Origin of the sequence: Cellulosimicrobium sp. SJTW-1 (assembly GCF_047716875.1) — a bacterium.
GTDB classification, from domain to species: Bacteria; Actinomycetota; Actinomycetes; order Actinomycetales; family Cellulomonadaceae; genus Cellulosimicrobium; species Cellulosimicrobium funkei.
Genome location: NZ_CP136680.1, coordinates 3,798,055 through 3,818,976 on the forward strand (window position 1 = coordinate 3,798,055; position 20,922 = coordinate 3,818,976).

Below are 20,922 nucleotides of genomic sequence, written 5' to 3' on the forward strand. Positions count from 1 at the left end.
GGAGGACGGTCCCGGCCCCGTGGGTGCACCGGCCGGTCAGGGCGCCGGCCGCAGCGTGCAGCGCGTCAGCCGCAGTCGATCGCGTCGTACGACACGTCGTACCGCTGGTACACCGGGTCGCCGCCGCGCCACTGGTAGGCCGCGACCGTCGCGGTGCCCGCCGCGACGGACGACGCGCGCGTGCTGAACGACTGGTACGCGTTCTTGTCCGGCGCGAGGGCGCTGAACTTCTTCTCGCCGAACGGCGTGATGAGCCGGACGTCCGCGGGGGCGTCCTCGCCGTTGGCGCCGCGCACGGCGACGTACGCCGTGCCGTTGAGGCACCGCGCCTGCGCCTCGACGGCGTCGACGCGCGGGTTGCCCACGCCGTTGATCGCGAACGTGTCCTCGGACAGCGCGGCGACGGCGTGCCCGATGGCGCGCGACATGATGTCGAGCGCGGTCGCGTCGACGTTGTCGATCGTGTCCGCCGGCGAGTGGTAGTTCGGGTCGTAGAAGATGCCCTCGGTGCCGCCGAACATCGCGACCTCCTCGGCCGTCTTCGAGCCGTCCGCGCCGGTGAACAGGCCCGACGCCGGGACGCCGTTCTCGATGAACGCCTGGTAGTCGGAGCGGCCCGAGAACTCGGTGTCGACCCACGGCTGGTCGATGCCGTCGAAGTAGTCGGTGAACACCGCCTCCGTCTCGGCCGAGCCCGGCGGGACCTCGACCGGGGCCGGGTAGGTCGACTCGTTCGCGTCGTACACGCCGATGATGTAGTTCGGCGAGCCGACCATGTCGAAGTTGAGGTACGTCGCGATGTCGTCGAGCGCCGCCGGGTCGTTCGCGGCGAGGTCGCTCACGTAGTGGGTCGAGCCGCGCAGGCCGACCTCCTCGGCGCCCCACCACGCGAACCGGACGGCGTTCTCGACGTCCTGGCCGCCGTCGGTCGCGGCCGCGAGCTGGACCGCCACCTCGAGGATCGCGGCGGAGCCGGAGCCGTTGTCGTTGATGCCCGGGCCGTCCTCGACGCCGTCGAGGTGCGCGCCGACCATGACGACGTTGTGGTCACGTCCGCCCGGGGTCTGGGCGAGCACGTTGAACGTCTCGAACTCCTCGACGTGGGTCTGCAGGTCGTAGGTCGCGACCGGCTCCGCGCCGCCCGCGATCGCGGCGAGGATCTGCTGGCCCGCGGCCTGCGTGATGCCCACCGTCGGGACCCAGGCGTCGTTCTCGGCACCGAGGGTCGGGCTCAGCGCGCCGTCGGTGTTGTTGTACAGGATCACGGCCGCCGCACCGGCCTGCGCCGCGTACAGCGCCTTGTCGGCGAACGGGCACGAGCCGCGGCTGATCAGCGCGACCGCGCCGCTCACGGCGACCCCGTCCCACGTGTCCGGGGTGCAGCCCTGGACGAGCGCGTCGGCGGGCTGCACGATCGGGCCCGTGACGCCGTCGTCCGGGGTGTCGGGCGCGAACTCGGCCGGGTAGACGTCCGACGTCACCTCGACGCCGGCCGCCGTGAGGGACAGCTCGTCGGTCTCCAGGTCCTCGAACGTGAAGTACTGGCGCTCGGGCTCGTAGCCCGCGGCCCGCAGGGCGTCCTCGACGTAGACGGCGCTCGCCTCGTAGCCGGGCGTCTCCAGCGCGCGGTTGCCGCCGTTGGCGTCCGCGATGTCCTGGAGGTCCTGGAGCCTCTGCATGACCGCGTCGCCGGTGACGAGGTCCTCGAGCGGGGGCGGGGCCGCGGCGGCCCGCAGGCTGCCGGCGGCCGTGCCGGACGCGGCGCCGAGAGGCTCGGCGCCGACGGGAACTGCGGTCAGCGCCGCGAGCACGAGGCCCGCTACCGCTGCGGACGGGACGATCGTTCGTGGTCTCACGCATCCTCCTCGACAGTGGCCCCCGCGGACCACCCCCGGTCGTGTCGGGGTGCGGCCGAGTCGCACACGAGACGCGACGCTGCGGAGGCTCGTGTGCTCGCGAGCGTATGCCTCCCGGGCCGTGCGCGGAACCCCCGGGCGGCACGAGCGTGAGGAGTTCACACGACCGTAACGGCCGCGGCGCCGGGGCAGGTCGTGGGCGACGTCGGGCAGACTGTGCCCGTGCCCGGATTCGCCGTCGTCGACCTCGAGACCACGGGGTTCTCCCCCCGCCTCGGCGACCGCGTCGCCGAGGTCGCGGTCGTCCTCGTGGACGACGCCGGTCGCGTCGAGGACGAGTGGTCCACCCTGGTCAACCCCGAGCGGGACCTCGGGCCGCAGCACGTGCACGGCATCGCCGCGGCGGACGTCGCGCTCGCCCCGACGTTCGACCGCGTCGCACCAGCGCTCCTGCGCCTGCTCGCCGGGCGCGTGCTCGTCGCCCACAACGCGGCGTTCGACACGCGCTTCCTGCGCGCCGAGATCGGGCGCGCCGGGATCGCCGCGGCCATCGACCCCGTCGCGTGCCTGTGCACGCAGCAGCTCGCGAGCCGCTACCTCACGGGCTCGCGGGCGCTGTCCGCGTGCTGCGCGGCCGTGGGCGTCGTGCACGACGGCGTCCACTCGGCCCTGGGCGACGCGCGCGCCACCGCGGGGCTGCTCGGGTACTACCTCGACGTCGCGGCCGACGACGAGTGCTGGGCCGTCGCGCGCGCCGCGGCGGACGGCGTCCGCTGGTCGCTGCCCGCCGCCCTGCCCGGCGCGGAGCCGGTGCTGCGCGGCGCGAGCCGCGCCCGCGGGCACTGGCTCGCGGCGCTCGCCGACCCTCCCGCCGTTCCGGACCCGTCCCCGTCCGGCGCCCCGGGAGCGGACGCGCGGCGCGACGTGAGCACGTACCTGCGCCTGCTCGACGAGGCGCTCCTCGACCGCTACGTCTCGCACGCCGAGCGGGCCGCGCTGCTCGCGGAGGCCCGGCACGCCGGGCTCGACCGCGCGACGGTCGAGACCCTGCACCGCGACTACCTGGCCGCGCTCGCCCGGGCCGAGCTCGACGCGCTCGACGGGACGACCGCCGCGGGCGACCGGGACGACGGCGCGGCGCTGCGCGACGACCCGGCGCTGCACGAGGTCGCCGGACAGCTCGGCCTCGACGCCGACGACGTCGCGGGAGCGGTCGAGGCGGCGCTCGGGACGCGCCTGGTCGACGCGGTCGCGGACGTCGGGGCCCCGGGTGCCGCAGCACCGGGCGCCGCCGTCCTGGGCGCCACGGTCCCGACCCGGCCCGCGTTCGTGCTCGACGCTGGCGACGAGGTCGTGCTCACCGGCTCCATGTCGCGGACGCGCGAGGCCTGGGAGCGCGACGTCCGCGCCGCGGGCCTCTCCCCCTGGCCCTACGTCACACGCCGCACGCGGCTCCTCGTCGCCGCCGACCCCGACTCCCTCTCGACGAAGGCGCGCACCGCGCGCCGCTACGGCGTCCCGGTCGTCACCGAGGCGGCGTTCGCGCGCCTGCTCGCCGCGCACGAGGGCGCGAGCGGGCGCACGCCCGAGCCCGGGGTGCGACGCTGGGCGTCATGAGCACGCGCAGGACGACGAGCGCCGCGACCGAGGAGGCCGGCCAGGACGCGGTCGACGTCGACGCGCTCGTCGACGACCTCTTCGCGCTGCCGCTCGAGCAGTTCGTCGTGGCGCGCACGGCCGCCGCGAAGCGGATCAAGGCGTCGGGCGACGCGGTCGGTGCGGAGCGCGTCGGCCGGCTCACGAAGCCGACGGTGGCGGCGTGGGTCGTGAACCAGGTGGCGCGCGAGCGGCCGGACGACGTCGCCGCGCTCGTGAGCCTCGGGGACGAGCTGCGCGACGCGACGGCCGACCGCGACCGCACCCGCCTGCGCACGCTCGACCGGCTGCGGCGCGAGCGGGTGGAGCGCGTCGTCGGGGAGGTCCGCGACGCGGGCGAGATCGCGGGCCGGGCGGTGTCCGGGACGGCGGTCGACCGGCTCGCGGAGACCCTCACGGCAGCGGTCATGGACCCGGACGCGGGCGCGCTCGTCCGGGCGGGCCGGTTGTCGCAGGCGCTCCAGCACGTCGGGTTCGGGATCGTCGACGAGGGCGGCGAGCCGGCCGACGTCGTCGAGCTGCGCGCGCGCACGGGCGCGCACGCGGACAGCGGCGGGACGACCGACGGCGACGAGGAGCCCCCGGCCGGCGCCGAGGAGGACGCCGAGGCCGCGGCCGAGCGCGAGGTCGAGGAGAGCGCGGCCGAGGTCGACCGGCTGGAGGCCGAGCGCGACGACGCCGACGCCCGCGCGCGCGAGGCGGGGGACGCCGTCGGGCAGGTGGAGGACGAGCTCGCGCGCGTCGAGGACGAGCTCGCACGGCTCGCCGACGAGCGCGAGGCGCTGCGCGCCCGCCTGAGCGACGCGCGGGACGCGGAGTCCGCCGCGCGGGAGGCTCTCGACGCGGTCGACGAGCGGCTGGACGCCGCCGAGGAGCGCGCCGCGTCCGCGCGCAAGGCCCGCCGGACGGCGCGCCGCGGCTGAGCCCGTTCGTCGTGCGCGAACTCGGGACTGAGCGGGGCACGCTCAAGGTTGCACAGGTCAGACGCCACGGCCCCCGTGGCACGACCGACCTGGAGGACCACCATGATCAGCACCTACACCGTGGCGCCGTTCCGTCCGCTCCCCACCGAGCGGCTCGTGCGCCAGCTCTGGACGCGCCCGTCCGGCGCGGGCGTCGCCCCGACGGGCTTCGCGCCCGCCGCGGACGTGTACCGCGAGGGTGACGACCTCGTCGCCCGCTTCGACCTGCCGGGCGTCGACCCGGAGCGCGACGTCACCGTCGAGCTCGAGGGTCGCCGGCTCGTCGTCCGCGGCGAGCGTCGTGACCAGCGCGTCGTCGAGGCCCCGGCGGACGAGGCGGCCGACGACGCCGAGCAGGCCGAGGGCGAGCAGCCCGCGACGAGCACCGACGAGGCGGCCGAGGTCGCCCCGGCCGCGCGCCGCGTCCGCGAGGTCCGGTTCGGCGAGTTCCGCCGCACCGTCACCCTGCCGAAGACGGCGGAGGCCGACGCCGTCCGCGCGTCCTACGACGCGGGCGTGCTCACCGTGACTGTCGCCGGCGTGTTCGCCGGCCGCGCTCCTCAGCGCATCGAGGTCACCCGCGCGGCCTGACGCCGCACCGCCGGCGCGACGCCCGGCGTCGCGCCGGCCCTCCTACCCGGCCGCGCACGCCCCTGCGCGGTCGGACGGCGGGGCCGGCACCCTCGTGGTGCCGGCCCCGTCCGACCTCCGGATGGGGACCTCTCCCCCTGTCCGGTGGCCGACGGGAGCCGCGTGTTCGGCTAACCTCCGTGCCATGACGAGCCTCCGGAGACCGCGCTCGACCCTGCCTCGCACGCGGTGGTCGACGCTGCGACGCCGCGCCCTCGTCGGCGCCCTCGGCCTCACCGCCGCCCTCAGCCTGGGTGCGTGCACGGGAGAGGCCGAGGACGGGCCGACTCCTGTCGTGGTGGGTGCCGCCGAGTACGAGCCGATCCTCGAGACGCGCCTGCCGGTCCCGGGGTCGGCGGAGGACGAGGTCACGCTCGGCCTCGTGTCCCTCGTCGCGGACGGCTCGACGGTGGAGCTCCGCGTCCTCATGACCCCGCACTTCGCGGGCGACGACTCCGCCGAGACGTACTCGGTGTACGACATGCTCGGCAAGGACCACAACCCGCGGATCGTCGACGTCGGTGCGCTGACGCAGTACGACGTCGTCTCCGCGTCCGGGCAGAAGCTCTCGACGGACCCCGTCACCGCGGACACCGTCAACGGCAGGCCGCTGCTCTACCAGGCATGGTTCCCCCGCCCGGAGGGAGAGCCCCGCACCGTGGACGTCCGTCTCCACGACGCCTGGCCCGCCTTCGAGGACGTGCCCGTGACCTGGGAGAGCGAGGAGTGAGGCGCCGTCACGCGACGGCGGCCGGTGCCCTGGCGGTCGCGCTCGTGCTGGGTCCGCTGTCCGGCACCCCGGCCGCGGCGAGCGAGGACGAGCAGGGCTTCGACCCGGGCGTCGACCCGCTCACCCTCGACGACCTCGGCGGCGCGCCCGCCCGGGAGGACCTCGACCGTGCGACGACCCGGTTCGACCCGGGGGTCGCGACGACGTTCGAGCTCGCCGGTGCCGTCACGTCGCTCGAGTACGTCGAGGTCGAGGCGGACGAGGTGGTCGTCACGCTCGAGACCGACGTCCTGTTCGACGTCGGCTCGGCCGAGCTCTCCCAGGCCGCCGTCGAGCGCGTGCAGGAGATCGCCGCCGAGCTGCCCGACGGTGTGACGGCGAGCGTCGCCGGGCACACCGACTCGGTGGGCGAGGAGGCGGACAACATGGACCTCTCGCAGCGGCGCGCGCAGGCCGTCGTCGACGCTGCCGCGACGGTACGACCCGACGTCACGTTCGAGGCGCAGGGGTACGGGGAGACGCGCCTCAAGGTCGAGGAGGGCGGTGACGACGTCGCGGACGACCGTGCCCAGAACCGCCGTGTCGAGCTCCGCTACTCCGGGACGACCCCGGGCGAGCGCGGCCTCGAGGTCGAGGAGCACGAGCTCGATCCCGTCACCGCGGAGCTCGTGCCGGGCGACCGCCCGCGCGTGGAGCCCGTGACGGACACCGAGCCCGTCGTCGAGAAGACGGTCGTCGTCCCGAACGAGGACGGCCGCCAGGAGGAGGTCCGCGTCGGCATCGAGCCGATCGTGGTCCGCGGATCTCTCATGCGCCTGCGCCTCCAGCTCACGCCGCTCGGCCCTGTGGACGGTGACGAGGAACGCATCAGCGTGTACGCCATGACGGGTGCAGGAGAGCTGCACACGTCGGCCGTCGACCCCCGCGCGCTGGTCTCGTACGCACCGGTCCGCGGCAGCGGGGCACGCGAGCTCGAGACCGAGCCGCTGTTCGCGCGGACGAGCGTCGGACGCACGGTGGGCTACGAGGTGTACCTGCCGCGCCCGCTCGACGCGTCGCTCGAGTCGCTGTACGTGAACGTCGTCCCGACGTGGCCGACGTTCGAGGACGTCCCGATCCGCTGGGACTGACGTCCCTTTCACCCCGTCAGGCCCTCCCCGAGGCGGCTGACACCACGTTAGCGTTCACGTCACGCCCCCCGGGGCTTCGGTCGTGCCCGTCGACGTCGACGCGGTGACCGCGAGACGAGGACGACGCATCGCCCTGAGATTCAACGCCCCTCCCGGCTGGCCCGTGGCCCCCGGAGACTGGCGCCCCGAGCCGGGCTGGGCCCCGGACCCTGCCTGGCCGTCCGCGCCGGAGGGATGGACGTTCTGGGTCGACGAGACCGCCGCGCCGCCGGCCGGGGCCACGCGGCCTCGACGCGGGCGCCGGGCAGCCCTGCTGACCGCGGCGGGCGTCGCCCTGTTCGTCGTCGGGCTCCTGGTCGGGCAGGGCAGCTCCGGCCGGGCGCTGGACGAGGCGAGGACCCTCGTCGCGCAGGCGGCCGACGAGCAGGACGAGGTCGAGGGCGAGCGCGCCGAGCTGGACGCCGAGCGGACCGCGCTTGAGGAGCAGACGGCCGCCGCGCAGGCGGCCCAGACCGAGCTGGACGAGCGGGCGACGGCGCTCCAGTCGTCGGAGGCCGACGTCGCGGCGCGCGAGGGTGCGGTCGCGACCGTCGAGGCCGACCTGGCGACCCGGGTGTCCGACGTCGAGGGCCGCGAGGCGGCCGTCGCCCAGGCGGAGGCGGCCGCCGCCGCGGCCCGCTCGACCCAGCAGTCCCGGCCCAGCGCCCCGGCCGGGGTCGCGGACACCGGGGGCAGCACGTCGACGTACTACCAGAACTGCGACGCGGTGCGGGCCGCCGGCGCGGCCCCGCTGCTCCGCGGCGAGCCGGGCTACGCCCCCAAGCTCGACCGCGACGGCGACGGCGTGGCCTGCGAGTAGGTGGTCAGCCCTCGGCCGCGCCCGCGCGGCCGAGGAACGACCGCAGGGCCTCGGTGACGAGCGCGTGGTCGTCACCCTGGGCGAGCCCGGACACGGTGACGACGCCGACGATCCCGACGCCCTCCACGCGGACGGGGAACGCGCCGCCGTGCGCGGCGTACTCCTGGAGCGGGAGGTCGTGCTTCTCGTTGAACGACGTCCCCGTCGCCCGGGCCCGCAGGCCCACGAGGTACGACGACGCCCCGAACCGCTCGACGACCCGCACCTTGCGCTCGACCCAGGTGTCGTTGTCGGGTGTCGTGCCCGCGCGTGCGGCGTGGAACACCTGCTGCGGCCCCTTGCGGACGTCGATCGTCACGGGCAGGTCGCGCTCGTCGGCGAGTTCGACGAGGAGGCAGCCGAGCCGCCACGCGTCGTCGTGCGTGAACGTGCGGAGCACGAGGTCGCGCTCGTCCGCCTCGACGGAGGCGACGAGGGCGGCGAGGTCGTCGGGCGTCGTCATGCGGTCATCGTGGCACGATCGCGACGTGACGACGACGCCCGTTCCCCGCCCGGCACCCCTCGACCCGCTCGACCACGGCCTGCTCGACCGCGCGTCGGGCGTGCTGCTCGCGCAGGCGGCGGGCGACGCGCTCGGTGTGCCGTACGAGTTCGCGCAGCCGCCCGGGCCCGGGCACCGGGACGAGGTCGCGGTCATGCGCGGGGGCGGGCTCGGACCGTACGCGCCGGGCGAGTGGAGCGACGACACGCAGATGTCGGTGTGCGTCGCGCGCGTGACGGCGGCGCACGACGTCCTCTCCCCCGTGCCCGACGCGTTCGGGGCGACGCCGCTCGACGACGTCGCCGCCGCGTTCGAGGCGTGGCGCACCGGGGGCGCGTCCGACGTCGGGACGCAGACGGCCGCGGTCCTGCGCGACGCCGCCGCCCGCCGGGGTCCCGCCGCCGCACGGCTGCGCGAGGCGTCCGCGGCGCTGCACGCGGCGACCGGCCGCACGGCGGGGAACGGCGCGCTGATGCGGACGGGCGTCGTCGGTCTCGTCGCGCTCGGCGACCGGGACGCGACCGCCCGCGCGGCGCGCGCCGTCGCGTCGCTCACGCACACCGACCCGCTCGCCGCCGAGTCGTGCGTGCTGTGGTCCGAGGCGGTACGCGTCGCGGTGACGGAGCAGCGGCTCGACGTGCGGGCCGGTCTCGACCTGCTCGACCCGGAGTCCGCGGCGCGCTGGTCGGCGCGGATCGCGGACGCGGAGTCCGCCCGGCCCGAGGCCGACCTCCGGCAGAACGGTTTCACGGTGACCGCGCTCCAGGCGGCGTGGCGCGCGATCGCGACGACGTCCCCGCCCGAGCGCTCGCGGTTCGCGGGCCGGGACCACCTGGCGGCGGCGCTCCAGGCCGCGGTCGCCGTCGGCGGCGACACCGACACCGTCGCGGCGATCGCCGGGAGCCTGCTCGGCGCGCGGTACGGCGCCCGCGCGGTGCCCGACGAGTGGGCGACCGCCGTCCACGGCTGGCCCGGGATCGACCGCCGCGTGCTCACGGCGCTGGCGCGCCGCACCGCCCAGGACGGCCTCGTGCGCTCCGAGGCGCTCGTCCTGCCCGACGGCGACGCGCGCCCCGTGCAGCACTGCCCGCTGTGCGGGACGCTGCTCCGCGAGAACCCGCGCTACCCGCGGCACGTGTGCGGGTGGTGCGCGCAGGACGTCACCGACGAGGAGGGTCGTCCCGTCGTGCTGGCGAACGCGACCATCACGGGCGGGTACACCGCGCAGCGCCCGGACGGATCGCCCGCGTCGGCCGACGTGCTCGCGGGGCGGGTCTGGATCGACGGCGTCGCGCTCCGCGCGCAGGAGGCGCGGTTCGGCGGGGTCGTCGTGCAGCCGCTCGACGACCCCGCCTGAGCCGGCAGCGCGTTCGCGCCACCGGAAGGACGAGCGGCCTCAGCCGCAGGAGACCGCCGGGAAGGCGACGTCCTGGGCGGAGGAGGCGCCGCCGTCGGGCAGGGTGCCCGTGACGGTGACGGACCCGGCGTCGGCCGCGACCGCCCGCGTCGAGAACGACTGGTACGCGGCCTTGCCGGGCGCGACCGCCGCGACCGTGCGCGTGCCGAACGGCGTCGCGAGGGTGACGTCGGCCGGGATGTCACCGGTGTTCGTCGCGCGGACCGCGACGTACGCCGTGCCCGCGAGGCAGCGGGCGCTGGTCTCGACGGCGAGCGCGGGGCCCGCCTCGTCCTCGCGCTGGAGCGTCACCCGGTCGACGACGCGCTGCGACCCGGTCGCGTAGGTGGTGACGGTGAGCGACGTGGGCGTGACGTCGAGGTCGGAGTAGCTGGCCTCGCGCGACTGCTCCCAGCGCGCCGTCCACGGCTTGGCGCCGTCGAAGTCGTAGAACTTCGAGCCCGACGACGAGTTGCCCGTCAGGTAGAGGACCTGGCCGTCGTCCGGGGTGAGGACGTCGCCCTCGGCCGGCGCCGCGGCCGGGACGACCGGCGTCGCGCCCTCCATGAGGTACGAGCGCGTGTAGATGTGGTCGTGGCCCGCGAGGACGAGGTCGACGCCCAGGTCGCTGAAGACGGGCGACAGGGCCTCGCGCAGGCGCACCACGTCGGTGTCGCGCGAGTGGAACGCCTGGCTGTAGAGCGAGTGGTGGAACGTCACGACGACCCAGTCGTACGCGTCGCCGTGCGTGCCGACCACGTCGCGCAGGAACGCCTCGTGGCCGGCGATCTGCGTCGTGGACGAGTCGTTCGAGTCGATCGCGACGACGAGCACGTTGTTGTACGCGTACCAGTAGTCGCGGCGCTGCTCGGTCGAGAGGTTCGGCATCGCGAAGTGCTGGTCGTAGAGCGCCGACGCGGTGTCGTGGTTGCCGTCCTGGACGGCGAAGCGCAGCTCGCGCATCTGGCGCGGCGCGAGGAAGCCCGCGTACTGCTGGCTGCTGCCCGCGTTCTCCACCTGGTCGCCCGCGGAGATGAGGAACGCGGTGTCCGGGTGCCGCTCGGTCATGGTGTCGAGGTTGGCGGCCCAGCGCGCCGCGTCGTTCGCGGCGTTGCCGCTCGCCCCGACCTGGGCGTCGCCGACGAACAGCGCGGAGAACTCGTCCCCGAACGTGCCCGTCGTGAAGGTCGACGGCGCGGACCAGCCGGTCGCCGCGCTGCCCACGCGGTACACGTACGCCGTGTCCTCCACGAGCCCGGTGAGCGTGGCGTGGTGGTACGTCGCGCCGTCCGCAGCCGCGCCGCTCCGGGACGACGACGTCGCGGCCGTCCGCCAGTCGACCTCGCCGCCCGTCTCGTCGGCTCGGGCCCACTGCACCTCGCCGGCGCCGGGCAGCGTCGAGAACCACGCGACGTTGGCCTGCGTCTCGTCCGCGCCGACGTTGAGGGCGACGTCGCGGACCTCGCCGTGCGTCGGGACGAGCGAGCGGACGTCGAGGTAGATGTCCGAGCTCGTCGGCGCGTCCTGGTAGAGCGCGACGGAGATCGTGTTCTCGCCGGGCTCGAACGCGTCGGCCGGGACGACGAACGTGCCCGTCACCGGGTCCGTGCGGCCGTTGCCGTGGTACTGGAGGTTCTCGGTGATCTTCCGGTCGTCGTCGCCGAGGCGCACGACCTCCTCGCCGTTCACGTAGACGATCGCGGCGTCGTCGTAGACGATCTCGCCCTCGAACGCCGGGACGCCGTCGAGGTCGGCCGCGGTGAGCTCCACGTCGGTGCGGAAGAAGAACGTGGGGACGTCCGTCGTCGTGCCCTCGACGTACTGGGTGAGGAGCGTCGTGATCGGGAAGGCGGCGCCGATCCCCGTCGCTGCGCCGCGCTTCGCGCCGAACGCGCCCGTCGCGGACTTCCACGCGGAGTCGTCGAAGGCGGTGGTCGTCCACACGCGCTGGTCCGCGGCGGATCCCGCCGGGTTCGTGCTGTCGTCGAGGTAGCGCCAGGTCGTGCCGGACGTCGAGAGCAGGGACTCGTCGGCGGCGGCCGTCGAGGTCGCGGTCGCGGCGACGAGCGCCGTGCCGACGAGCGAGACGGCGAGCGCCGACGCCGCCGCGCGCGCGAGCGCGCCGGGCAGCCGGGAGGCGTGCGGGTTCATGGATTCCTTCGCAGGTCAGGGGTCCGCGCGGCGACGACCGTCGGACCACCGTGGCGGCGTCGGACCCGTGGTGGGAAGCGCTGTCACAGTAGGGAGCGGGGATGGCTCCCACGCGTCGTCGCGGTGAACGCGCGGCGGCGGCCAGATGGCCGTCCTCCGCCCGGCCCGGGAGACGCACGACGCCGCGCCCCCGGAAGGGACGCGGCGTCGAGGCCTGCGACGAGGGGAAGGCGGCTCAGGCGCCCCGGCGCCGCCGGAGGACGAGGACGCCCGTGCCGAGCGCGACGAGCAGGAGCGCGGCGATCGCGACACCGGCGGCCTGCACGCCGGTCGTCGCGAGACCACCCGTGCCACCGTCGACCGGTGCTCCCGGCGCGTCGGGCGCGCCCGGCACGTCGGGCGTCGTGGGCACGGTCGGGTCCGTGGGGTCGGTCGGGGTCGTCGGAGTCGTCGGAGTCGGCGCGGGCGTGGGCTCGAGCGGCCGGTCGGCGGTGTTGGTCAGCGTCACGGCGACGTCCGCGGCCGCGGCGACCTCCACCCGCACCGTGCCGTCGTCGCCCGGCTCGACCGTGCCACCGTCGACCTGCCACGTCGGCGCTCCCCACTCCACACCCTCGACCGTGGGGAAGTCGGGCTCGCCCAGCACCACCTCGGCGCCGAGCGGGAGGTCGTCGAGGGTCGCCGTACCGTCCACGGGGAGCGTGAGCTCGCCCGCCGACCCGTCGACGGAGTACGCGACGGTGAACGCGGTGCCCGCGGGGACGACCGGGGCGGCGTCGCCCAGCACACGCTTGGTCACCGTGAGGCTGCCGCTCTCGGCGGGCACGGTGCCGCACGGGATCGACCCGGCGAACAGGTAGGCGTGCGCCTCCCCGCCGAGCAGGGTGAGGTCCCGCGCCACGACCTGCCCGTCGAGCGGGGACGCCTCGACCGTGAGGTCGGCGGTCGGCGCGTACACCGACCCGTCCAGCCGCGTCCCGCCGGCGCCGAGCGTGACCGGGCCGTCGAGCCGCGACAAGTCCCACATCACGAACGAGGCCGCCTTGCCTGCCTCGCCGAACACGGAGCCCTGCAGGTCGGTCGTCCCGGCGGGGACGGAGACGATGAGCGGGGCGTCGGCCGACGGGAGCACGCCGTCGGCGAACTGCACGGTGTACGCGTCCGCGATCGCCGCGTAGTCGACGACGTTCGGCCGCCCGGCCTCGAGCGCCGAGAGGACGACGCGGTCGCCGACGTCCTCCGTCACGGAGAGCACGTGCGCTGCGCCGCTCGGCACGAGGTCGGCGAGGCACCGGCGGACCTCGGCGGCCCCCGTGGCAACCGTCTCGACGTACGCCGCCACGGAGCCGCGCTCCGTCGCCACCGTCGCGGCGCCGTCGGGCCACTTCTGGTTCGTGGCGTCGACGGCGGGCGAGTCGTCGAGCGACGTGCGGTACCGCACCCAGTCGGCGCGCTGGTACGTGCCGAACGCCGGGTCGTCACCCACGACCTTGAGGTAGCCCTGGAGCGCTGCACCCCGGTCCGCGGGCGCACCGCCGTTCGTGATCTGGACCGTCCCCGACGTCGGTGCGTAGCCGCCCACGAGGAGACGGGTGGGGTCGCCGTCGACGGTGGGGATCGTGTAGTCGGCAGTCCCGGCCGCCTGGTGGAGGATCGCGTACATGCCCCCGTCGGCACGGACGGACAGCTCGCCGCCGACCGCGACCGAGCCCTCCGTCTCGTGGTTGCCGAGGTGGGCGTCCTCGCGGGCGTAGACGCTGAACCCCCCGGCCAGGTCGAACGGGTTCACCGGTGCGTCGGCGGCGACGGCGCCCGACGCGGGCAGCACGAGCGCGGCGCCGGCCAGCGCGACGACGGCTGCGGCAGCGGTGCGGCGTCGGCCGGAACGAGTGGTTGACTGCGGCAACAGACGTGAGGGCAGCATCGAGCGGACAGCTCCATCGGGTGGGGTAGGGGTCGGTCCCGACGGACCGGGACCGGCCCGTCCCTCTCACCGTAGGCCGGACTGGACGGGCGTCCAGAACGCGTGGCGGGTGAAGTCGCTCCGGTGTGATCGACCCCACCTCACCGTGCGCACGAGCGGCCGGACCTGTCGGTCATGTCGGGCTGCCGACCATCCGCGAGAGGCTGCGCGTGCGCGCGGCCCCAGGTCAGGAGATGACGAGGCTCGCGATCAGCCCGTCGCGCAGGCGGACGGTGAACGTGCCCGGCCCGTTGTACCCGTCCCCCGAGACCGTGAGGTCGAGCAGCACCTCGTCGGGTGTCGCCCCCGGCCGCAGCCCGGAGACCTCGAAGTGCGAGCGCTTGCCGATGTTGTCCGTCCGGTCCCAGCTCGCGAGCTCGGTGCGGCCGCGGAAGCGGCGGCCCCAGTCGTCGAGGACGGCGTCCTCGGTGAACGCGGTCGGGAACCGGGCGGTGTCGCCTGCGTTCGTCGCCTCGACGAGGGTCCGCACCGCGGCCGGAAGGTCGTGCGTCACGTCGCTCATCCCCTCACTGTGCTCCCCTCGGTGCCCGACGACGACCCGGACGTGGTGCGACGCGGCGTCCGCGAGCCCGTGCCCGAGCCGGCCGAAGAGCGCGACGCTCGCCGTCCCGGGCCAGTCGGCGGGCAGCGCGACCGACGGCAGCCCGGGGTCGGCGTACGGGATCGGCCGCCAGTCGTCCACGGCCCGCACCCACCGCGCGAACGCGTCGCGCGGCTCGTCCGCTCGAGCGGACGGGGCGCCGTCGGCCCCCGCGTCGTCGTGCCGGGCGAGGAAGGTGCGGTGCAGCGCCGCGACCCGGTCGAGGTCCCACCAGCGCGCCGCCGCGTCCGCGAACGACCCCGCGACGCGCGGCGCCCCCGCGAGGAACACCGTCGCGGCGTCCCGGACCTCCAGCGCCACGAGGATCTCCTCGACCTCGTCCACGAGGTGACCGGGCGTGATCCACAGCCCGTCCGCGACGCTCCCCGCACCGATCCACGCGAGGTGCCGGCGCAGCTGGTGCCGCGCGTCGCGCCGTTCCTCCGGCAACGAGTACGACACGAGGCACCACGGGTCGTCGTCGCCCTGCTGCCGGTACCCGAAGATGCGCCGGTCGCCGCGCGCGAGCATCGGCCCAGCGTCGGGCGCGAGCCGGTACCCGGCGCGGCCGCCGTCGAGCGTCTCGGGCACGAGCAGGCCCTTGGCCTTGACGCGCGAGACCGCGCTGCGCGCCCCCGCGGGCGGCACGCCGAGCGCGCCGAGCAGGTCGACCAGGTCCGCCACCGCGACCGCACCGCCCAGGTCCCGGACGTACAGCCCGACGACGGTGCGCAGCAACGACGTCGTGCTCCCGGGCCGGGAGTCGAGGTCGTCGAGGATCACGCGGGCCCGGCCCCGCCCGGCACCGTCGGCCCGCTCGGCCGGCCGCCGAGGACCTCGGCCAGGGCGTCGCGCACCGCCTCGACGCCGACGCGCACCTCGTCGAAGCTCGTCGAGAGCGGGGACAGGCCGAGGCGCAGTCCGTTCGGGCGGCGGAAGTCGGGGATCACGCCGCGCTCCCAGAGCAGCGGGAGCGTGGCCTCGAACGCGTCGTGGTCGACGGTCACGTGGCTCCCCCGGCGCTCGGGGTCGCGCGGCGACGCGTACCGGACGCCGAGCGGGAGCAGCAGGTCGTCCACGAGAGCGGTCGCGTGCTCGGTGAGCGCGACGGACTTGGCGCGGACCGCCGCCATCCCGGCCGCGTCGACGAGGTCGAGCATGTCCTGCATCGCGAGCATCCCGACGATCGTGGGCGTCCCCGAGAGGAAGCGCCGGACGCCGTCGTGCGGCGCGTACGCCGGACCCATCTCGAACGGCGCCGCGCTCCCCATCCAGCCCTGGATCGGCTGCGTGAGCGCGCCCTGGAGGTCAGCGCGCACGTAGCCGAACGCGGGCGCGCCGGGACCCCCGTTGAGGTACTTGTACGTGCAGCCCGCCGCGAGGTCGACGCCCCACGCGTCGAGCTCGACCGGGACCGCGCCCGCGGAGTGGCACAGGTCCCACAGGACGAGCGCCCCGGCGTCGTGCGCGAGCGTCGTGATCGCGGCGGCGTCGCTCACGTACCCCGACCGGTACGCGACGTGGCTGAGCAGCACGAGCGCGGTGCGGTCGCAGAGAACCTCCGCCACCTGCTCCGGGGTCACGCCGCCGTCGTGGTCGGGCGTGATCCACCGCAGCGTCGCGCCGTGCTCGCGCGCGACGCCCTCCAGCACGTACCGGTCCGTCGGGAAGTTCCCGGCGTCGAGCACGATCTCGTCGCGGCCCGCGACCTGCGGCGCCGAGAGCGCGGCGCGCACGAGCTTGTAGAGGATCACGGTCGTCGAGTCCCCGACGAACGTCTGGCCCGCCGCCGCGCCGAGCGTCACCGCGCCGATCCGGTCGCCCAGCGTCAGCGGCAGCTCGTACCACTCCTCGTCCCAGCCGCGGATGAGCCGCGCTCCCCAGACGTCGGTCGCGAACCGCGCGAGCCGTTCCGCCGACGCGCGCGTCGGTCGGCCGAGCGAGTTCCCGTCGAGGTAGGCGGTCACCTCGTCGGAGGCGACGAACGCGTCGCGGAACCGCGCGAGCGGGTCCGCCGCGTCGAGCGCGGCCGACCGCGCGGCGTGGTCGGTGGTCGTGGCGTCGGTCGTGTGGGTCATCGCCGGTCCTCCGGGGTGCGGGGTGCGCGCGGCGCACCGTGGGGCTCGGGTCGCGCCACGACGACGGCGCGCGCGAACCACGCGGCCACGTCGTCGGGGTCGTCGAGGTCGGGCGGGTCGCCGGGGACCCAGGTCGCGGCGCCGTCGGTGTCGGGTACGGCGCCGTCGTGCGCGATCGCGCCGAGGAGCGCGTGCGCGTCGAGTCCGGCCTCCGCGAGCGCCCGCAGCTCACGGGCGTTCACACCGGGCGGGAGCGGGCCGTTGCCGAGGTCGGTGCCGTAGACGACGGTCCCCCCGAGCGCGACGAACCGCCGCACGTTGTCGATCGCGACGTCCTGCTCGGCCGTCGGGCTCCCCCACCCGTGCACGTCGAGCGTGCTCACCCAGCTCACCCGGCTCACCTGACGCACCCGGCCACTACCCGCCCCGCCGAGCACGGGGTGACGGTCGCCATCCGGCTCATCTCGCCCGTCACCCCGTGCTCGACCGCGTGGAAGGTCGTGCTCGGCGGGGCGGGGCGTGGCCATCGCCGCCAGGAGGTTCTCGGGCAGGCGCTCGCTGAACGGGGCGTGCGCCAGCCGGTCGACGCCCGCCTCGAACGCGCGCGCCGCCATGCCGCGCCCCTCCACGTGCGCGACGACGTCCCGGCCCCGCGCGTGGGCGTGGCCGACGAGCGCGGCGAGGGTGACGTCGTCGGGCACCGGGCCGGCGCCGGAGTGCAGGGCGACCTTGACGAACGAGGCCCCCGCGGCGACCTGGCGATCGACGGCGGCGACGGCCGCCTCGGGCGAGCCGACCTCCTCGACGGACCCGGCGGGCGCCCACGACCGGTCCGACGGGTAGCCGCCGGGGGCGGTGAGGAACGCGCCCGCGAACGCGACCGCCGGGAAGCCGGGCCGCCCGGGCCAGGTGCGCGCGACGTCGGGCACCCACCCGAGGTCGTGCACGACGGCGATCCCGCCGCGGCGCGCCGCGACCGGGTCGACGAGACCGAGGTGCACGTGCGCGTCCGCGAGCGGCGGCAGCCAGGTGCCGCCGTCGCCCGCCCGGCCGAGGCTCACGACCGCCCGATCTCGGTGCGGACGGCGAACAGCTCGGGGAAGAACGTGAGGTCGAGGGCGCGCTGGAGGAAGCCGACGCCGCTCGACCCGCCCGTGCCGCGCTTGGTGCCGATGATGCGCAGCACCGTCTTCATGTGGCGGAACCGCCAGAGCTGGAAGTTGTCCTCGAGGTCGACGAGCTCCTCGCACGTCTCGTACGCGGACCAGTACGTCTCCGGGTCGTCGTAGATGCGCCGGAAGACCTCGACGAGGTCGTCGTCGAGCGTGTGCGCGACGGTGACGTCGCGGTCCAGGACGCGCTGCGGGACGTCGTGCCCGTGCCGCGCGAGGTGCCGCAGGAACTCGTCGTAGACGCTCGGCTCGGCGAGCAGGCGGGCGAGCTCCGCGCGCGCGTCCGGCTCGGCGTCGAACACGTCGAGCATGCGCGCGTTCTTGTTACCCAGCAGGAACTCGACCGCGCGGTACTGCCACGACTGGAAGCCCGACGCGTGCCCGAGGAACCCGCGGAACTGCGCGTACTCGCTCGGCGTGAGGGTCGCGAGCACGGACCACTGCTCGGTGAGCGTGCGCTGCACGTGCTTGACGCGCGCGACGCGCTTGAGCGCGGCGCCCAGCTCGTCGGCGGCGAGCAGGTCGCGTGCGGACAGGAGCTCGTGCAGCACGAGCTTGAGCCAGAGCTCCGTCGTCTGGTGCTGCACGATGAACAGCATCTCGTCGTGGTGCTCCGGGTCGCTCACCGGCTCCTGCGCGGCGAGCAGCGTGTCGAGGTGCAGGTACGACCCGTACGTCATCTGCTCGCGCAGGTCCGTGACGATGTCGGACTCCAGCGCGCGCTCGTTCGGCGCGGGCAGCGGTGCGTCGGCCATCCGTCGAGCGTATGTCACGAACGTGACGACCGCCAGATCCGTGCGATGCGTCGGAATGACGCAATGATCGAATCATCGCGTCATTCCGACCGGGTGGTAGGGGTCAGTCGTCCGCCGCGGCGCGGCGCTCCTCCTCGTCGACGGACTCGCCCGTCGGGTCCTCCGCGACGAGGTCGTCGAGGAACGCGCCGCCCAGCGGCCCGTCGCTCAGCCCGACGAACCGCCAGCCCGACGCGGGGTCCCCCTCGACCTCGACGAGCCCGGTGTTCGCGAGCGGGGTCCACGCGAGCCGGTCGACGTCGACGCCCGCGGCGCGCGCGCACGCCCACGCGCGGATCGCCGCACCGTGCGACACGACGACGGCGGTCTCCCACCCGGTCCGCGCGACGGCGGCGAGGGCGTCGTCGTACCGGTCGAGGAACTCGGTGCCGTCGGGGCCGCCGGGCACCCGCCGGTCGGGCTCGCCCCGGCCCCACGCGAAGACCGTCTCGAGGTAGAGGGCGTGGTCCTCGTGGTCGGCGGACATCTCCAGGTCGCCCGCGTCGACCTCGCGCAGGCCGTCCAGCTCGAGCGGCTCCAGACCGTGGTGCTCGACGAGCGGCGCCGCCGTGAGGTGCGTGCGCACGAGCGTGGACACCGCGACGCCGTCGACCACGCGGCCCGAGAGCGCGTCCGGGATCGCCGCCGCCTGGCGCGCCCCGAGGGCGGTGAGGCCCGGCCCGGGCAGGGCGGTGTCGAGCAGGCCGGCGACGTTGGACGGGGTCTGTCCGTGACGGACGAGGAGCAGGCGCATGGTTCTCCGGTTCTCGGGTGCGGGGTCTCCTGCCACCCTACGAGCCCGGCAGCGAGCGCGGCGTGGCACGCTGGGCGCATGTCCCGCCGCGAGCTCGTCGTCCTGGGGACGGCCAGCATGGTCCCGACCCGCACGCGCAACCACAACGGGTACGTCCTGCTCTGGGACGACGAGGCGATCCTCTTCGACCCCGGCGAGGGCACCCAGCGGCAGATGACGTTCGCCGGGGTGTCGGCGACCGACCTCACCCGCATCGCGATCACGCACCTGCACGGCGACCACAGCCTCGGGCTCGCGGGCGTCTCCCAGCGCATCAGCGGCGACGGGGTGCGGCACACGATCGGGGTGACCTACCCGGCGTCGGGCCAGCGGTGGGTGAACCACCTGCTCGACGCGAGCGCCCACTACCGCCGCGGCCACCTGGCGCTCCAGCCGGTCACGACGGACGGCGTGCTCCCGCCCGTCCCCGGCCGCCCCGACCCGGGCTTCACGCTCCGCGCCGAGCGCCTCGACCACACGATCGAGGCCGTGGGCTACCGCCTCGACGAGCCCGACGGCCGGTCGCTCGACCCCGCGCTCCTCGCCCGTCACGGGCTCGCGGGGCCGGTCGTGGGCGAGCTGCAGCGCGCGGGCCGCGTCACGACGCCCGACGGCCGGACCGTGACCCTCGACGACGTGAGCGGCCCCCGGCCCGGCCAGTCGTTCGCGTTCGTCATGGACACGCGCCTGTGCGACGCCGTGCACCGGCTCGCGGACGGCGTCGACCTGCTCGTCATCGAGTCGACGTTCCTCGACCGCGACCGCGAGCAGGCCGAGCGCTGGGGCCACCTCACGGCCCGGCAGGCCGCGACGGTCGCGGCCGAGGCGGGGGTCCGCTCGCTCGTCCTCACGCACTTCTCCCAGCGGTACCCCGACCCGACGGAGTTCTGGCGCGAGGCCCGCGAGGTGTTCGACGGCGAGCTCACCGTCGCGCAGGACCTCGACCGCGTGCGGGTCCCCCACCGCCGTCGGCCCGCCTGACCCCGAAGAGCCAACACGGCTCTACCTCGCGGAACCGGGGCTCTACCTCGCGGAACCGCGGCTCTACCTCGGCGAGGTAGAGGCGCGGTCACGCGAGGTAGAGGTGGGGTCGCGGGGTCTGCGGGTCAGTCGCCGCGGGCGCGGCGGGTCGCGCGGTCGTTGGCGCGCTGGATCGCCTCGACGAGCTCGTCCTTGGTCATGGTCGAGCGGCCGTCGACGTCGAGCCGGCGCGCGACGTCGAGCAGGTGCTCCTTGGTCGCGTTCGCGTCGACGCCGCCCGCGGTCTCGGCGCTCGCGTCGAGCCCGCCCTCCTCGGCGCGCTCGTCGGACGGGCCGGGCTCGTCCTTCGGCTCCCAGTGGTCGCCGATCTTCTCGTGCGTGTGCTTGAGCGCGGCGAACGCCACGCGCCGCGCGCGCTCCTCGGAGCCGTACTGCTCCCTCGCGGCGTCGTAGGCCTTCGCGAACGTGCGCTGCGCCTTCTCGTCCGAGCGCTGCAGCGTGCTGGGGATCTCGGACTGCTTCGCGTCGCCGTCGCGCGTCGTCTTCGGCACGGGTCACCTCCTGCTGCCCGACGGCGGTCGCCGCCTCCCCCGAGCGTCCCGCCCCGCGCGACGGCTCGCGCGCCGAAC

The 20,922-nt window shown here is 75.5% G+C and carries 18 protein-coding genes; 8 read left to right on the forward strand and 10 right to left on the reverse strand.

The genetic code is table 11. The features are described 5' to 3' along the window. Positions 1–65: 65 nt before the first annotated feature. The gene (locus tag RSE42_RS17125) at positions 66–1,856 is read right to left on the reverse strand and encodes a M28 family peptidase (protein WP_415297296.1); all 1,791 of its coding nucleotides are present in this window, start codon (positions 1,854–1,856) and stop codon (positions 66–68) included. A gap of 222 nt (positions 1,857–2,078) precedes the next feature. On the opposite strand from RSE42_RS17125, the gene RSE42_RS17130 reads away from it, so the two are divergent. The 6 genes from RSE42_RS17130 to RSE42_RS17155 all read left to right on the forward strand — a co-directional run bounded on the left by RSE42_RS17130 (position 2,079) and on the right by RSE42_RS17155 (position 7,823). Further along, entirely contained in the window at positions 2,079–3,473 is a 1,395-nt protein-coding gene (locus tag RSE42_RS17130; RefSeq protein ID WP_415297297.1) for an exonuclease domain-containing protein, read from the forward strand. After that, positions 3,470–4,435 carry a hypothetical protein gene (locus tag RSE42_RS17135; protein WP_415297299.1) on the forward strand — a complete coding sequence of 322 codons (966 nt, stop codon included), beginning with the start codon at positions 3,470–3,472 and terminating at the stop codon, positions 4,433–4,435. Before RSE42_RS17130 ends, RSE42_RS17135 begins: the two co-directional genes overlap by 4 nt. A gap of 102 nt (positions 4,436–4,537) precedes the next feature. After that, complete coding sequence (locus tag RSE42_RS17140) at positions 4,538–5,065, forward strand: Hsp20/alpha crystallin family protein (protein ID WP_085387202.1); 528 nt, start codon at positions 4,538–4,540, stop codon at positions 5,063–5,065. A gap of 184 nt (positions 5,066–5,249) precedes the next feature. Next, a complete protein-coding gene (locus RSE42_RS17145) occupies positions 5,250–5,834 on the forward strand; it encodes a hypothetical protein (protein ID WP_061267845.1) in 585 nt (194 codons plus the stop codon). After that, positions 5,831–6,964, forward strand: a complete 1,134-nt coding sequence (locus RSE42_RS17150) for an OmpA family protein (protein ID WP_415297301.1) — start codon at positions 5,831–5,833, stop codon at positions 6,962–6,964. The genes RSE42_RS17145 and RSE42_RS17150 overlap by 4 nt, the downstream gene beginning before the upstream one ends. A gap of 163 nt (positions 6,965–7,127) precedes the next feature. Further along, the gene (locus tag RSE42_RS17155) at positions 7,128–7,823 is read left to right on the forward strand and encodes an excalibur calcium-binding domain-containing protein (RefSeq protein WP_415297303.1); all 696 of its coding nucleotides are present in this window, start codon (positions 7,128–7,130) and stop codon (positions 7,821–7,823) included. 4 nt (positions 7,824–7,827) lie between these two features. Here RSE42_RS17155 and RSE42_RS17160 read toward each other — a convergent pair whose 3' ends face one another. Continuing rightward, a complete protein-coding gene (locus tag RSE42_RS17160) occupies positions 7,828–8,325 on the reverse strand; it encodes a heme-degrading domain-containing protein (protein WP_074803454.1) in 498 nt (165 codons plus the stop codon). A 25-nt stretch (positions 8,326–8,350) separates the two neighbouring features. Here RSE42_RS17160 and RSE42_RS17165 point away from each other — a divergent pair, with 25 nt between their 5' ends. Then, on the forward strand, positions 8,351–9,721 hold the full coding sequence (locus RSE42_RS17165) for an ADP-ribosylglycohydrolase family protein (protein ID WP_232322689.1): 1,371 nt from the start codon (positions 8,351–8,353) through the stop codon (positions 9,719–9,721). 39 nt (positions 9,722–9,760) lie between these two features. On the opposite strand, the gene RSE42_RS17170 is transcribed toward RSE42_RS17165, so the two are convergent. The 7 genes from RSE42_RS17170 to RSE42_RS17200 form a co-directional block, all read right to left on the reverse strand. Beyond that, a complete protein-coding gene (locus RSE42_RS17170) occupies positions 9,761–11,911 on the reverse strand; it encodes a fibronectin type III domain-containing protein (protein ID WP_415297305.1) in 2,151 nt (716 codons plus the stop codon). A 235-nt stretch (positions 11,912–12,146) separates the two neighbouring features. Next, a complete protein-coding gene (locus RSE42_RS17175) occupies positions 12,147–13,835 on the reverse strand; it encodes a collagen-binding domain-containing protein (protein ID WP_415297307.1) in 1,689 nt (562 codons plus the stop codon). 226 nt (positions 13,836–14,061) lie between these two features. Beyond that, positions 14,062–15,258, reverse strand: a complete 1,197-nt coding sequence (locus RSE42_RS17180; RefSeq protein ID WP_415297309.1) for a PaaX family transcriptional regulator C-terminal domain-containing protein — start codon at positions 15,256–15,258, stop codon at positions 14,062–14,064. Further along, positions 15,255–16,553: a kynureninase gene (gene kynU / locus RSE42_RS17185; RefSeq protein WP_415297311.1), complete on the reverse strand. Its 1,299-nt coding sequence runs from the start codon at positions 16,551–16,553 to the stop codon at positions 15,255–15,257. The genes RSE42_RS17180 and kynU overlap by 4 nt, the downstream gene beginning before the upstream one ends. Beyond that, entirely contained in the window at positions 16,550–17,614 is a 1,065-nt protein-coding gene (locus RSE42_RS17190) for an amidohydrolase (RefSeq protein WP_415297312.1), read from the reverse strand. Before RSE42_RS17190 ends, kynU begins: the two co-directional genes overlap by 4 nt. Next, positions 17,611–18,480 carry a tryptophan 2,3-dioxygenase gene (locus tag RSE42_RS17195; RefSeq protein ID WP_076404398.1) on the reverse strand — a complete coding sequence of 290 codons (870 nt, stop codon included), beginning with the start codon at positions 18,478–18,480 and terminating at the stop codon, positions 17,611–17,613. The genes RSE42_RS17190 and RSE42_RS17195 overlap by 4 nt, the downstream gene beginning before the upstream one ends. Positions 18,481–18,583: 103 nt before the next feature. Continuing rightward, positions 18,584–19,273 (reverse strand): histidine phosphatase family protein, encoded by a 690-nt coding sequence (locus RSE42_RS17200; protein WP_415297314.1) that lies wholly within the window; start codon positions 19,271–19,273, stop codon positions 18,584–18,586. Between the two features lie 78 nt (positions 19,274–19,351). Here RSE42_RS17200 and RSE42_RS17205 point away from each other — a divergent pair, with 78 nt between their 5' ends. After that, a complete protein-coding gene (locus RSE42_RS17205) occupies positions 19,352–20,293 on the forward strand; it encodes a ribonuclease Z (protein ID WP_415297316.1) in 942 nt (313 codons plus the stop codon). 125 nt (positions 20,294–20,418) lie between these two features. On the opposite strand, the gene RSE42_RS17210 is transcribed toward RSE42_RS17205, so the two are convergent. After that, positions 20,419–20,844, reverse strand: coding sequence for a ChaB family protein (locus RSE42_RS17210; RefSeq protein ID WP_415297318.1), 426 nt, complete (start codon positions 20,842–20,844; stop codon positions 20,419–20,421). Positions 20,845–20,922: the final 78 nt, after the last annotated feature.

What these genes read in the sequence shown, in the direction of transcription:
- RSE42_RS17135 (WP_415297299.1), top strand. Translation starts at nt 3,470, where the DNA reads ATGAGCACGCGCAGGACGACGAGCGCCGCGACCGAGGAGGCCGGCCAG.
- RSE42_RS17140 (WP_085387202.1), top strand. Translation starts at nt 4,538, where the DNA reads ATGATCAGCACCTACACCGTGGCGCCGTTCCGTCCGCTCCCCACCGAG.
- RSE42_RS17145 (WP_061267845.1), top strand. Translation starts at nt 5,250, where the DNA reads ATGACGAGCCTCCGGAGACCGCGCTCGACCCTGCCTCGCACGCGGTGG.
- RSE42_RS17160 (WP_074803454.1), bottom strand. Translation starts at nt 8,325, where the DNA reads ATGACGACGCCCGACGACCTCGCCGCCCTCGTCGCCTCCGTCGAGGCG.
- RSE42_RS17170 (WP_415297305.1), bottom strand. Translation starts at nt 11,911, where the DNA reads ATGAACCCGCACGCCTCCCGGCTGCCCGGCGCGCTCGCGCGCGCGGCG.
- RSE42_RS17175 (WP_415297307.1), bottom strand. Translation starts at nt 13,835, where the DNA reads ATGCTGCCCTCACGTCTGTTGCCGCAGTCAACCACTCGTTCCGGCCGA.
- kynU (WP_415297311.1), bottom strand. Translation starts at nt 16,553, where the DNA reads ATGACCCACACGACCGACGCCACGACCACCGACCACGCCGCGCGGTCG.
- RSE42_RS17195 (WP_076404398.1), bottom strand. Translation starts at nt 18,480, where the DNA reads ATGGCCGACGCACCGCTGCCCGCGCCGAACGAGCGCGCGCTGGAGTCC.
- RSE42_RS17200 (WP_415297314.1), bottom strand. Translation starts at nt 19,273, where the DNA reads ATGCGCCTGCTCCTCGTCCGTCACGGACAGACCCCGTCCAACGTCGCC.
- RSE42_RS17205 (WP_415297316.1), top strand. Translation starts at nt 19,352, where the DNA reads ATGTCCCGCCGCGAGCTCGTCGTCCTGGGGACGGCCAGCATGGTCCCG.